This window comes from Vallitalea okinawensis (genome assembly GCF_002964605.1).
GTDB classification, from domain to species: domain Bacteria; phylum Bacillota; class Clostridia; order Lachnospirales; family PQDH01; genus Vallitalea_A; species Vallitalea_A okinawensis.
Genome location: NZ_PQDH01000033.1, coordinates 1 through 13,260, shown reverse-complemented (window position 1 = coordinate 13,260; position 13,260 = coordinate 1). Strand labels below are relative to the sequence as shown.

General features: G+C 33.6%; 14 protein-coding genes and 1 pseudogene. All 15 read right to left on the bottom strand.

From position 1 onward, the window contains the following. Nucleotides 1-436: 436 nt before the first annotated feature. The gene (locus C1Y58_RS25875) at nt 437-778 is read right to left on the bottom strand and encodes a hypothetical protein (RefSeq protein ID WP_105620050.1); all 342 of its coding nucleotides are present in this window, start codon (nt 776-778) and stop codon (nt 437-439) included. Nucleotides 779-792: 14 nt separating this feature from the next. After that, nucleotides 793-1,338, bottom strand: coding sequence for a hypothetical protein (locus C1Y58_RS25870; protein WP_105620049.1), 546 nt, complete (start codon nt 1,336-1,338; stop codon nt 793-795). A 445-nt stretch (nt 1,339-1,783) separates the two neighbouring features. Continuing rightward, complete coding sequence (locus C1Y58_RS25865; protein WP_170311699.1) at nt 1,784-2,119, bottom strand: hypothetical protein; 336 nt, start codon at nt 2,117-2,119, stop codon at nt 1,784-1,786. A 761-nt stretch (nt 2,120-2,880) separates the two neighbouring features. Beyond that, a complete protein-coding gene (locus C1Y58_RS25855) occupies nt 2,881-3,252 on the bottom strand; it encodes a cyclic-phosphate processing receiver domain-containing protein (RefSeq protein WP_330404512.1) in 372 nt (123 codons plus the stop codon). A 515-nt stretch (nt 3,253-3,767) separates the two neighbouring features. After that, nucleotides 3,768-4,112, bottom strand: a pseudogene (locus C1Y58_RS25850) (class I SAM-dependent methyltransferase); the annotation flags it as partial. 12 nt (nt 4,113-4,124) lie between these two features. Next, nucleotides 4,125-4,259, bottom strand: a complete 135-nt coding sequence (locus tag C1Y58_RS27125; protein ID WP_278286150.1) for a hypothetical protein — start codon at nt 4,257-4,259, stop codon at nt 4,125-4,127. Nucleotides 4,260-4,579: 320 nt separating this feature from the next. After that, entirely contained in the window at nt 4,580-5,008 is a 429-nt protein-coding gene (locus C1Y58_RS25845; RefSeq protein WP_157950296.1) for a hypothetical protein, read from the bottom strand. Between the two features lie 355 nt (nt 5,009-5,363). Beyond that, the gene (locus tag C1Y58_RS25835) at nt 5,364-5,891 is read right to left on the bottom strand and encodes a P-loop nucleotide/nucleoside kinase family protein (RefSeq protein WP_105620043.1); all 528 of its coding nucleotides are present in this window, start codon (nt 5,889-5,891) and stop codon (nt 5,364-5,366) included. A 292-nt stretch (nt 5,892-6,183) separates the two neighbouring features. After that, nucleotides 6,184-6,726, bottom strand: a complete 543-nt coding sequence (locus tag C1Y58_RS25830; protein ID WP_105620042.1) for a hypothetical protein — start codon at nt 6,724-6,726, stop codon at nt 6,184-6,186. Between the two features lie 280 nt (nt 6,727-7,006). Beyond that, a complete protein-coding gene (locus C1Y58_RS25825) occupies nt 7,007-8,275 on the bottom strand; it encodes a hypothetical protein (protein ID WP_105620041.1) in 1,269 nt (422 codons plus the stop codon). A gap of 230 nt (nt 8,276-8,505) precedes the next feature. Continuing rightward, nucleotides 8,506-9,681: a PE-PPE domain-containing protein gene (locus tag C1Y58_RS25820; RefSeq protein ID WP_105620040.1), complete on the bottom strand. Its 1,176-nt coding sequence runs from the start codon at nt 9,679-9,681 to the stop codon at nt 8,506-8,508. Nucleotides 9,682-9,928: 247 nt separating this feature from the next. Further along, a complete protein-coding gene (locus C1Y58_RS25815; RefSeq protein WP_105620039.1) occupies nt 9,929-10,645 on the bottom strand; it encodes a hypothetical protein in 717 nt (238 codons plus the stop codon). Nucleotides 10,646-10,944: 299 nt separating this feature from the next. Further along, nucleotides 10,945-11,466: a hypothetical protein gene (locus C1Y58_RS25810; RefSeq protein ID WP_105620038.1), complete on the bottom strand. Its 522-nt coding sequence runs from the start codon at nt 11,464-11,466 to the stop codon at nt 10,945-10,947. A gap of 363 nt (nt 11,467-11,829) precedes the next feature. After that, the gene (locus C1Y58_RS25805; RefSeq protein WP_105620037.1) at nt 11,830-12,297 is read right to left on the bottom strand and encodes a hypothetical protein; all 468 of its coding nucleotides are present in this window, start codon (nt 12,295-12,297) and stop codon (nt 11,830-11,832) included. Between the two features lie 428 nt (nt 12,298-12,725). After that, complete coding sequence (locus C1Y58_RS25800; protein WP_105620036.1) at nt 12,726-12,983, bottom strand: hypothetical protein; 258 nt, start codon at nt 12,981-12,983, stop codon at nt 12,726-12,728. Nucleotides 12,984-13,260: the final 277 nt, after the last annotated feature.

The following is a 13,260-nucleotide window of genomic DNA, read 5'->3' as shown; positions in this document are numbered from 1 at the left end:
GAAAAACCAGCCACCTAATCACCTCCATTATCCTGGTTTTGAAATAAACAAAACTTCTTACTATTATTTAATCAATAAATCTATGTAAGTCAATTTGACTTCAACAATGATTGACTTACAAAGCTATGTCACTTCCTCATACGCAGATCAATTTAGCTATTACTATTAAACATCTTATCTTCTGATTTCTTTTATAACTGCCTACATACATCAGCCTGTGCCAAGAGTGAGAATTGCGTATAACGTTTCCGGTTTTCCGACGTTTCTCAACCTTAGAGCAAAGGTGCTCATGCCCTGCTAAGGGCTAATGTGCCGAGTGTCCTGACGGGCTTAGGTTGAGGAATGTGTGAGGGCTAGTCCCAAGAGATTATGACCCGCCCCGAACCTTACGGGAACATTTTGTTAGACGATGGAATCAATTGTACTGCATCTATATTTACCAAGGATTAAATTTATTTACTATCTTTCGCTTAATAAAAGCTAATATGCTAAAGTAAACGATAATAATTATAATCCCTAATACTGTCTGCATTCCGGAACTTACCCAATAACAAAGTAAAAAGTTATGAATAATATAAAAAAATAAATATAAAGCACTCCCTAATGCAGGTGCGGAATTTTTCCTATAAAACATACCCGTTACAGTAAAAGAGAGGGTACCCAATAATGGCTCAGCAAAAAGTATATTTATTATGTATCCATATGAAATAGCTTCAAATGCACTCTTTAATAAGAAACTTCTTACTAGAATACTTATAATAGAGATAATACCATACATTAATTTCCCCTACCCTATTCATGACGTTTATTCTTAAAATTAATAACAAACTCTTCCCATGTTAATTCACCAAGAGTAACTTTTTCTAAATTTAATTCTAGTCTTTTTATGAGTTCAGTCTTCACTGTAATGTGACTCAAATATTCATATATTAATGTCCTATTATTTGATTCAAGAGTAATTAATTTCTTAATACTATCCATCCATTTTTCATCTTCAATATTAGAATCAATATATGTTTTTCCATCTATACCATGCTGATTAAGAATCCTATTTAACCCCCTAGTACCTTCTTTTAGAATGACATCAAGATTTTCAAAAGAATAAATTTCCATATCGCCAATCCAGAATGAATACAGCTTAAATAAATCGACAATTGCAGCTGATAGATTTTGACTTATGTTTTCATCCAACATATTTTCATTCTCATTACACTCTTCATTCAATATGTCCACTACAACTAATAATTGCTTCAGTGAGGATTCTGTCTTTTCTAAAACCCAACTTCTTTGATCATAATTTCTCCCTGGATAAAACGCTTGAGGTTTCACCTTGTCCATTACCCTCCCCCCTTAGTTTACATTCATCTTTACTTTTAAGTTGATTCTGTTGTCTAACGTTCTGGATTTACGACGTTTCTCAACCTTTAGAGCGAAGGTGCTCATGCCCTGACAAGGGCTAATGTGCCGAGTGTTCCGACGGACTTAGTTTGAGGAATGTGTGAGGGCATGTCCAATGAGGCATTATGACCCTCGCCCGAACCTTGCGTAAATGTTTTGTTATAAGATGGAATGTATGGTTACTCTAATAGAATACCCCTGCTTGCCTTTTCTATTAAAGCCTCTACTACCTTATTGTCGATAATATGTTTAATTATTACTATACTCCAAACTTTTTAAGACAAAGTTAAAAACAATATAGCTTCCTCCTGATTTACCATCGTATAAGGAGGATACCTTGCGCTAATGTTTTGTTATAATATGTACACTCCACAATGTTTTTGAGTTATTCGTTTTTGAGTTCTTGGATATCAAGTAATTCAACTAATCTAAACCTTGACCTAACACCTGTTCCATCGACAAACGCATGATTATATTGATTGAAAAGAGCCGTTATTCTATACTGAACTCTATTCGTTAACATGTCTTGATATTTTTCATCTCCTAGTGTTTTTATCATTTCTTCATCATTACTTAAACAGTAATATCCACCATCCCAAGAATTTTGAAAGTAATCTATATGAGATGTAGATACTGGTAATTCTTCTTTCACATCGCTTTTATCAATGTAAATACCGAATATCCCTCCATCAGCTTCATTAATCATTAAATCACATGTCAATAATATATAACCATCAAAACTGACAAATTCTCCATTTTCTATTAATTCAATAATACTTACTGTTAACCCCCTAAACTCATCTCCTACTTTAATATTTTTAGGATCATATACAGTGAATCCATCATTATTGCCAGCTAAATCAATATTGTCTTTATCGATATCTTCTTTAAGTCTTATAATAATTTCTTTTTGATAACCTAAATCATTCTTTGTATTTTCTAACTCTTTCTATAAACTTAGAATCATTAAAGTATTAGTGTCCACATCTGACCGTAAAATTTGAAATTGATTTTTTAAATCATCAACTTCACTAAGTAAGGTTTCATATTTAAACTGCGTTTCATCATACTTAGTAACTAACTCATCATTATGGTCAACTGAATTACTTAATACCTCTTCTTTCTTATAATTACAGCTAATTAACAATACATTACCAGAATGATAATAGTTAATAACTTAATTACAGATTTTTTCAATTAAATCACCTCATATTTTTTCTACAAACAAATATTAGGACCCTTGAGTAGTACCCATTTATGTGGAGTGTATGTCTTATAACGTTCCGTGTTGCCGACGTTTCTCAACCTTAGAGTGAAGGTGCTCATGCCCTGCTAAGGGCTAATGTACCGAGTGCTCCGACGGACTTAGGTTGAGGAATGTGTGAGGACAATTCCCATATGGCTTTATTCTCTAGTCCGAACCTTGCGGTAACATTTTGTTAAGCGATGGCTTTTACGTCCTACTATCTTCATTTTAATTTTTTAGTTTATTGTATATTTATTTTCTGTGAAAGGATAATAATAAATCTTAATTTTCTTATCTATAAATCCTCTACTTTGGCTTGCTAAAAGCGTCTTATACATATTGTCTCTGCCCACTGGATTATCCGTATGAATATATATTGCATTTACTCTAATTCCATTTTCACAAATATATTTTACTAAGTCATACCCGCTTTTTCTTGTTTCTCCATATGCGTCTTCTCCCAAATCATGATCCAGTGATAATATATCAACCGTTTTCTTGTCTAGAATATCAATAGCTTCTTCATATGACCTTGCTACAACAAAACCTTCTGGGCAATCTCTCAAATCATCAACATATAGATTTATTGTTCGTCTCACTTTCTTCATATATATCACTATCCATTCCATCTATACTCACAAAATAGAGTATCCATTTTCTCTCTATTTCCCTCATAGGCTAATTTTTCTATAAGCCTATAAAATTTCAAAAACTTTTGTACTGCTTCTAAAGTAACATAAATTAACCTTAACGCTTATATCTTGTCACTCATTTAATAGTAAAAGCTGTTGCCTAACGTTCCGGATTTGCGACATTTCCCAACCTTAGAAGGAGGTACTCATGCCCTGACAAGGGCTAATGTACCGACTGTCGCGACTGCGCTTAGGTTGGAGAATGTGTGAGGGCATGTCTCTAGAGGCTTTATGACCCTCGCCAGAACCTTGTGCAAATCTTTTGTTAGGCGACGATGTTACATTCAGCTCTATATACACGCTATAACTAGATTTCCATTTTATAATTTCATAAATAAATATCGTTTCCATGGATCGTTTTTATCTGGTAATACTTCTTCAATAAATTGAAAAAATTTATTTGAATACTCTATTAATTCATCAATTGTATGTTAATAAAAATCACGATCATACTTTACTCCTTCAACTACAGCATAGCTACTTTTATCATTTTTTCCTGTACCATCTCTGACCAAAACAAGCATTAAACCACTATCTTTAATAACTTGACTACTATTTTTGAATGCTTGTTCCAGCTTTTCATTAGGTAAATGTACAAATCCTGCAATAACAATTATCCCATCTACACTTCCTACAAATGTGAAATCCTCTAACATATCTCCAATATAGAATTGTATATCTGGATTTTGCTTTCTTGCAATATTAATACTCTCTTGACTGAAATCTAAACCTACAACTTCTGCTCCTAAATTGAATAGACGCATGCTATCATAACCAGCCCCGCAACATTAATCTAGTATTCTAGGTTTTTGCGGAAATCTATTAATAAAATTTTCAAGGCATGGAAATATAGATTCATCCTTATAAAATCTAGAAGCCCATTCTGAACATGTCTTATCATAAAACTCCATAATCCCCTTCATCTTACTCCCCCTTTAATCATCCCAGTTTAAAAGACCCAAAAGAATACTCTGAAATGAATGCAACATTGTTACCTAACGTTTCGTGTTTGCGACGCCTTCAAACTGGACCTCATGGGAATACTACTTGTTGGAGCTTTGCTCCCAGTGAGAAGGTGTGGTGCACATCTCCTCAAAGCTTTTCCCCAGTGCACCCTTGCGCAAACATTTTGTTACACGATGGACCGAGCCTACGAAACCTAAAACAGAAAGCATACTACTGCTTTAAAATTCCTAATAATAGCATTTCAAGAATATAATCTGAGTTTAAGTTTAAGCTTGAATCAATTACCTCTCATATCAAAATAAGCAGGATATCCACCATCATAAATCATAACAATGTAATAGCCAGTATAATCTGTTACATTGTTCAAAGTACTAAAATAAATTTTCTGGTGTTCTAAATATCCCGTTTCTAACTTGTCGCCATTTGCATGGATAATATCTAAGTTTATACTATATTTTGAACCTTTTTTCGCTGCTCTTAATTCTTCTTGGTCATAATATTGCATCAACTCATCTATTGATAAATCAGATTTAATAAGAATACAAGCAAAAAAGTCCATTCCGTTCCCATTGCCATTTAATTTACCACATACTGCTTCCTTTTCAATCAAACTTGTACTTTCAGGTAATGGATATTCATTTAGTTGTTCTGCAAAGTTATTTAGTGTAATATCATTTATTATCGGTGAAACAACAAAGAATGACACAATAATTACTAAAACTAAAATTGGTATTAGTAGTAATCCTACTATTAATTTTTTTATAATAATCACTCCTACAACATTAATCCTTAAATGTAACTCTTAAATCACACTAGAACAAAGCACCAAACACTCAGTCTTTCGTGTAACGTTTCGGATTTGCGACGTTTCTCAACCTTAGAGCGAAGGTGCTCATGCCCTGCTAAGGGCTAATGTGCCGAGTGGTCCGATGGACTTAGGTTGAGGGATATGTGAGGGCAATTCCCCAGAGGCTTTATCACCCTCGCCCGAACCTTGCGCAAATGTTTTGTTAGATGATGTTGGCTCATTCAACCTCGGAGCATAACCCTTAATCTCTTTATTAAAGACCATAATTTATGATTCTACTAATGTCTCTAAAACTTTTTTCTACAGATTCACTAGTATCAATTATATATTCATCTTCAAAAGGGTTCACATCTAACTTTTCATAATGTTCAAATACATGCTCAATCGATTTAAAAGATTGGTGAGGTAATGGATTTTTAAGTCTTTCTTCATGTCTTCTTTTCCATTCATTTAAATCGCTACATTTTAGAAAAAATTTGAAAGTCCTATTTTCCTTAAAATCTAATCTATCAAAAAAATATTTTGCTCCATTTCTATCCCCAAGTGCTATATCCAATATTATATCTGTATTAAGGTCTAGACTTCTTTGAATCATTCTAGACAAAACATTGTAGCAAATCGCATTTCTAATAGATCTGTCTTCAATGTTCGCACTACTTTTTATTGCATCTACAATATCATCTTTACAAAAGACGGGTATAGCAAGTTTACTTCCCAGCATATTGGCTAACGTTGACTTGCCAGTCGCTGCCTTTCCTCTAAAAATATATACATTTCCCAACTTGTTTTTTACCTCCTATGATAATGAATCATTATTTCACCCAAATACACATCTTGTAATTAATGACTATAGAAAATTACCCCGATATGAATGAGCCAATTTCATCTAACATTCCAGATTTGCGACGTTTCTCAACCTTAGAGCGAAGGTGCTCATGCCACGCACGTGGCTAATGTGCCGAGTGGCGCGACGCGCTTAGGTTGAGGAATGTGTGAGGGTATATCCCAAGAGGTATTGTGACCCTCGCCCGAACCTTGTGCAAATCCATTGTTATAAGATGTAATCTCATTCCCTATACCTTTTTGTATAAATCTATTATTTCTTTCATTTTAGTCACTTTATTATCAATGACGTATTTACTCTTTTGTGGTAGTATCATCATGCATCTACACTCTCTTCCTTTATATTCAAGGTGTTCATAAACCCATATCTCCAATAAATAATCTTTTATACTTTTATCTTGGTGTACAATAAAACAGCTATATCCCATCCCCTCATGTTCAATTACTCTTATTAGCTCCTCATCATTTTTTGGGGCAAACCAATCTGTCTTGCCTTCTTCAAAAAATGGTAACTCTAAAAAATTATCATATGTGGACTCTACAATCCTTTCTTTAGTAAAATCTAACCATGCTCTACCTTTTTCAAAATTTCTCAAGAAGTCATCTTTTTTACTTTCAAAACTTGGAAATATTTCACATAGTTCATCAAAACCAGATGCATTGTCTACAGAAAATAATATTCTATAGTTTTCATCTACTAGACAACCAATTAATTCCATCTCAAGCTTCGCATTCATTTCAATATCAACAATCATATTATCATCTACAAACATTTTACCTACCTACTATTCTTTCAAACCCATCAACTAGTACTTTATTTCTTTTAAGCATCCACATTTACACTCAATCCCCTTAAGTAATGAGATTATGTATTATAACGTTCCGGATTTGCGACATTTCTCAACCTTAGAGCGAAGGTGCTCATGTCACGCATGTGACTAATGTGCCGAGTGGTACGATGGACTTAGGTTGAGGAATGTGTGAGAGCATCTCCCATTAGGCTTTATGACCCTCGCCCGAACCTTGTGCAAATCTATTGTTAGCTGATGTATTCTATGGACGTTTTTTATAATATTCATCAATAATTTTTCTTATCGGATCATGCTTATCATAGTCATGCTCTACTAGATATTCAACAACGACATCTTCTATCTCTTCCTCGTTATACGTCATTAATAGATTAAATGCCTGCACCCAAAACTCAAATTTATTTCTATCTCTAATAACTTTTAGTAGATATAAGTGCATTTTTTCTTTATATCTTCTATATAAAGCATTAGTTAATATTTCAAATTCAAAACTTGATTCATCATCATATTTATCCCACAATTCTTCATAACGTTCAAATGAAATGGTGTCTAACATACTTTCAAATGCTATTTCCTTAAATCGAGGGTAAAGTTTTGACTTACTGTTTAGTTTATTATTAAATTCTTTATCTCTTATTTCGCCACTTATCCCAAATGCTTTTGTATTTAAGGTTTCGCTACTTCTTTCAATCTTGTATTTCTTTAATAACCTAATTATATTGTTGGCATTATTCATCTCGGTTAGATTGAAGCATGTTCCTCCCGCCCAAAAATACTCAATTTTTTGATCTTTCCATCCATAACTGTTTACTCTAGCTATGACTATACAATTTAACGGCTTACTACTTAAACATGCTGCGGAAGCGCGGTGATGGCCATCTAGTAAAAGTGTCATTGCTCCTTCAATATGGTATGCTAGTCCAGTAAGAACATTGCTTTCTCTTTCCATATAGTCGTAAACAGATGTAGTATCTAATTTCGAGTATGGCTGAGATGGATATAAAAAACTCATATACCCACTTCCTACATGAAATTTATAGTATAAGTCTGCTGTTCCCTCATACATCTTTCTGCCATTTGTTTCGCTCCAAAAAAAGTTACCTTCACCGTCAGTAGGATATAAGTCACTTCTTGTAACAAGATATAATCCATCTTCCATTAACTCAAACAATGGTTTCATAAGTTTCGTACTCGTTTCAAGTGTATGAATTTTATTTTGTGCATCAATAACTTGTTCAGTTACTACTCTATCATTATCATTTATTCCATATCCTTCTTCAATAATTTTTTGGCACGTCGGACAATAATAATTATCACTATGGACTGTGTATAGTGGTTTATCATCGATACACAATTGCTTCTCAACTATATTCCCACTATCATATATCCTATTCCTGATAACCCCTTTACCACCAACTACATGGATAAGCAATGACTCATTATTCCATTGGCAGAGACTTTTATCAATATGTTCAAGTATCTTTAATCTAAATTTATGTTTTCCGAATAACATAGTACCTCCTATATAATAATAGAATATTTCAGCTAACGTTCCGTGTTAACGACGTTGCTCAACCTTAGAGCGAAGGTGCTCATGCCCTGCTAAGGGCTAATGTGCCGAATGTCCGACGGGCTTAGGTTGAGGAATATGTGAGGGCATTTCCCATCAGGCTTTATGACCCCCGCACGAGCCTTGTGTTAACATATTGTTAGACGAAGTGAATCTTGAACCCATTTGAATACTTACTTCCCCCCCGAATAATATAGCGCTTTTAGATAACGTCCCTCTCCTGCTTTCATCTTAGGATTAGAGAAAAAACCCTTTTCACTCAAATACTCATTAATATTACCAAACACTTGATGCCAAAGTTCATTACCTATTTCTGCACATGATACACCATGAATTACAGAAGTTAATTCACTAATATTTGCTTGTATACCTTCAAAAAGTAGAGTGACTTCATCTTGGATCACATTTAGAGTTAGTCTAGAGATTTCATCTATTAGCTTCTCTATAAAAATAGGAACCCTATGACAAATTTTACTACCTTTTATCTCTATGTATCCCATCTCTTCAATAAATTTAAGCCCCGCTAGCTCTTTATCAGAATATACATAATCACTATTATGTATATAATTTTGAACTAAACCTCCGAACTCATCCATCAGTGATTTATTCATTTCATCAACAAAGGTATTATAAATTTCATTTAATCTCACATGCTCAGTGCTATGCTGAACATTACTTTGAATCCTCCTAAAATATCTATAAAAATCTTTTCTATTACCCATTGAATCTCCAAAACTATTAAAAGTAATATCTTTACTTCTATAATTGTTGCTACTGCACAAAAGATTATTACTAAAATCTTCGATTGCACTTGACTTCTCGTATCCTATAACTAAATAGTCTCTACCCATCGGCTGCTTTTTTGATATAGCAAATAGTCCCTTATCTCCAAAGTAATCCAATGCACTACCATCAAAAACCTTATCTCCAATAATATGATAGAGTATTCTTTCAAGACTATATTCTGTTGCTATACCGTACTTTGATATAATTGTTTTAAACTCATCACTCTGTTTAATTAAAGTGTTACCTATGTTCTTAGAAGCTCGCTCAGAGAATCTTTCTATATGTTTGATATCAGATTCAACAAAGAATGGAAATGCCAATTTGAAACATTCATTTTCTTCTATCAAAAGCTGAGCATTTAATAACTCTTTTATTATTGTATCTACTTTTTCAAGAGATAACTCTGTATCACTACTTAAAGTCATTCTATTAGCAGTCAGTATCTTCATCTTAGCAATTGATAATAATACTCTTTGTGTATCTAATGATTCAAATATCCTATATGGGTTGTACTCATCAAATGCCCCAGCATCTCCAAAAACATATATATCTACATACTTCATATATACCTCCTTATTTGCTAAAAGATTCATTTTGTCTAACGTTCCGTATCTGCGATGTCCCAGCACCTTAGAAGGAGGTGCTCATGCCACGAATGTGGCTAATGTACCGACTGTCCCAACGGGCTTAGGTGGTGGGATGTGGTGAGCATGACCCACTAGGAATACTTCTTCGGCAAGCCCTAGGGGAATCCCCTGCGAACCTTTACGAAGATGCATTGTTAGACGATTTTTCCACCACATGGTTTTATTATTTATCAAGCTCATACTCACATACTATCCATGGCTGCCATAAAGCTGGCTCCGGTTCTACAATTTCATTATCTATTAAATTTATGATTTTTACTACCTCATCATAAGTACTGTATAATCCATTATGTTTTGGCTTGATTCCTAATCTTTCATATATATCTTCTTCTAATCCATTACACAGATATGAATGAAAATATCCCCAATCATAACCTAACACATCATAGCCTATTATGTTTGATATGTTCATCACTTCTCTATTATTAAAACAAACATTAACCCCATAGTACCCATGAATGTCTTTTTCAATTTCTTCTTCATCCCTAAAGATTTCATATTCATCTTCTTTCAAACCAATACCTATTAATCTTATCCCGTTTATATGTCTAAAATACTTTTGATATATTTCTCTAGCTAAACTAATGTCGGTAAACATATGTGCCACACCAAATTTGTTTATATCAAAAAGCGTATTAGTTTCTTCTATCAATTCATTCATTTTTTGTCGTGATAACTTCAATAACTTATCGTTATATTCCGTTGTCAATTCCCTGTGATTACTGTGCCATTTCAAAATCCAATCCCCTATTATTTCATCACATATACAGTTACTTGCAGATATTATTCCTTCTGAACCTATGCCAAATTTTGTCCAATGCTTTTTCTTACTCGCAAGCATAAGCATGTATCCACCTAATATGACTGTATCTTTGCACATATAACTCACCTCCAATTATGACACTAAATAGCTTCTCTCTGATATGTGGTGGAAATGTTGTCTAGCGTTTCGTGTTGCCGACGTTTCTCAACCTTAGAACGAAGGTGCTCATGCCACGAACGTGGCTAATGTGCCGAGTGTTGCGACGCACTTAGGTTGAGGAATGTGTGAGGGCGTGACCAGTTAGGAATACCCCTTGGTTAACCCTTGAGGATTTTTGACCCTGCCCGAGCCTTGCGGCAACATTTTGTTATACGATAATGAGCCAATACCACGTACGAAAACCCAATATTTATATTTTATAAATGACTCTGCATAACATCAGGTAGGCACACTCTAAAACTTAATATCGCATGTCTTTTTCCTTCTAAATGGGTAATTCCAGTAAATCTATTGATACTCTCAGTGACAAGAAAATATGTTACTTTCCCATGTGCCTTTTCTTTTACTATTGCGTTCCCTGTGTATATATAGACATCATGATATCCTTGTATACCGCCACAGTCCGTGGAAGCAATAAAAATATTAGTTCCATCATATGTTAATTTTTTAATAAAAATATTATTCTCGAAATTCACTTTGACAATCCTTAATTCTAATTTTTTCTGACTTTTTGTTGCAATTTCATCTCTTATTCTTAAGAATTCAATTAAATTGAATATATCACCATCATCAGAATATATTACATCTCTTAATATATCAACGTTAGGATAAATAATAGGTATAAGTTGTGTCTTCTCATCACTGGTCATTTTCCCAAATACTTTCTCACTAAGCCTCGAAAGCTTTCTTTTGCCTGTTACAAAAGATTGATTATACATTAAACCATACCCTTGCTGATTCAGTATACTATAGTTTATTATTTCTATTATATGGTAATGATAAAACTTTAATAAACCATCCTACCATTGCAATAGAATTTCATCTGATCAAAGCATCTCAAAAATATGAGCTAGCTTCTTATAGAGCGATAAAATATCCTTCTTCGGAAGGAATACCATGAAAATGGCTCATTGTTGTATAACGTTCCGTATTTCCGATGTCTCTGAACTGGACCCTCATAGCCCTTCTTCGTAGGCGGTGCTTGCACCAAGTGAAGAGATATGCGTAGCGAACGGAAATATTTTGTTATCAGATGTTATCTCACTCAGCTTCGAAGCTAAACAATAATTTATAGATTTCAACTAATAATTAGATTCCATTTCTATTAATGATCGAACACAATTCCAATCTTCATCTGGCATATTTCTAAAATAGAAACAACATCCGATACATTTCATAAATTGTTGATCATCCATTGTAAATTGTGCTCCGCCTTTACATCTAGAAGAACACATTTTGCAGTCATATGCTGATTTTATACCATGTTTAATATTATTTGAGCAAGATTCAACGAATTCCTTATATTGATTAATATGAAATAGATTAGCTTTTATACTCCACTTGTTTTCATTGCATTCAATTGTAAATAAAACTCTTTTTGGTTTTCGCTTTGAATATACACATTTCCAGGTTTTATGAGCTGTAGCATATCGTATAGCTGGTTTACAGTTTAGTAATGAGCCAATTTGCACGAATTTTAGTGCATTCTCAAAATCTTTATCCTTAAGTATTTTTATAATATCTTCTGGAGTCATATCTATTTGATCCATAATTACTCCCCCTTTTACTTTTTCATTTTATATCAATTCTGAGTTTTCCAGCTTTTTGTAAATCACTAAATTATACATAATTATAAAACTATTAAAACCCATCAATACATAATATTACTTGACTCTATCCTTTGATTACCACAGAACAATTAGACCTATTTATATAAGAATAATCTAATATCATAACCTCATAACTTAGTTATTCTTTGACCCATAAGGAATTCTCTAAAATGAGTGAGGTAATGTCTGATAACGTTCCGGATTTGCGACGTTACTCAACCTTAGAGCGAAGGTGCTCATGCCCTGATAGGGGCTAATGTGCCGGGTGTTCCGACGGACTTAGGTTGAGGAATGTGTGAGGGCACGTCTCATTAGGCTTTTTGACCCTTGCCCGAACCTTGTGCAAATGTTTTGTTATAAGACGGTAATCATTGAAAATCTTTTTCCCAAGGTGAAATCCCCCAAATATTTTTTCTAGTTATGTAGATTAAACTATTCTCTTTAGTGACTTTAAATTGTTTTGGTGGACACTTAAAAATAAGTTCATATTCTTTTGGTATTATTGCTGCGTCAAACTGCCAACTCCCTTTTTTATCTTCAATTAAAGCTTTACACGGCATTCCATCTGTAACTTCATCTGTGAAAAAAATACACTGATTAGGAAAAAAATCAGCTATCTTTTTCATGCTTCTATAAGAAATTTCTGAGGAAATCCAATCTCAATCAATAGCTTAGAATATGTTTTAAGTATATCGTTAAATTTTGTTTCATCACACCTTATATAAGTTTGAATTAGGCTGTATTCAGGCATGTAGTTCAACTCCAATTAATATTTTTTTCTCTATGACCATAGAATCATACCCTGAAATCAATGAATACTGTTTTATAACGTTTTGGGTTTGCGACGTTTCTTAACCTTAGAGCGAAGGTGCTCATGCCCTGGCAAGGGCTAATGTGCCGAGT

What these genes read in the sequence shown, in the direction of transcription:
- C1Y58_RS25875 (WP_105620050.1), bottom strand. Translation starts at nt 778, where the DNA reads ATGTATGGTATTATCTCTATTATAAGTATTCTAGTAAGAAGTTTCTTA.
- C1Y58_RS27125 (WP_278286150.1), bottom strand. Translation starts at nt 4,259, where the DNA reads ATGAAGGGGATTATGGAGTTTTATGATAAGACATGTTCAGAATGGGCT.
- C1Y58_RS25870 (WP_105620049.1), bottom strand. Translation starts at nt 1,338, where the DNA reads ATGGACAAGGTGAAACCTCAAGCGTTTTATCCAGGGAGAAATTATGAT.
- C1Y58_RS25805 (WP_105620037.1), bottom strand. Translation starts at nt 12,297, where the DNA reads ATGGATCAAATAGATATGACTCCAGAAGATATTATAAAAATACTTAAG.
- C1Y58_RS25825 (WP_105620041.1), bottom strand. Translation starts at nt 8,275, where the DNA reads ATGTTATTCGGAAAACATAAATTTAGATTAAAGATACTTGAACATATT.
- C1Y58_RS25810 (WP_105620038.1), bottom strand. Translation starts at nt 11,466, where the DNA reads ATGTATAATCAATCTTTTGTAACAGGCAAAAGAAAGCTTTCGAGGCTT.
- C1Y58_RS25830 (WP_105620042.1), bottom strand. Translation starts at nt 6,726, where the DNA reads ATGTTTGTAGATGATAATATGATTGTTGATATTGAAATGAATGCGAAG.
- C1Y58_RS25800 (WP_105620036.1), bottom strand. Translation starts at nt 12,983, where the DNA reads ATGAAAAAGATAGCTGATTTTTTTCCTAATCAGTGTATTTTTTTCACA.
- C1Y58_RS25855 (WP_330404512.1), bottom strand. Translation starts at nt 3,252, where the DNA reads ATGAAGAAAGTGAGACGAACAATAAATCTATATGTTGATGATTTGAGA.
- C1Y58_RS25815 (WP_105620039.1), bottom strand. Translation starts at nt 10,645, where the DNA reads ATGTGCAAAGATACAGTCATATTAGGTGGATACATGCTTATGCTTGCG.
- C1Y58_RS25820 (WP_105620040.1), bottom strand. Translation starts at nt 9,681, where the DNA reads ATGAAGTATGTAGATATATATGTTTTTGGAGATGCTGGGGCATTTGAT.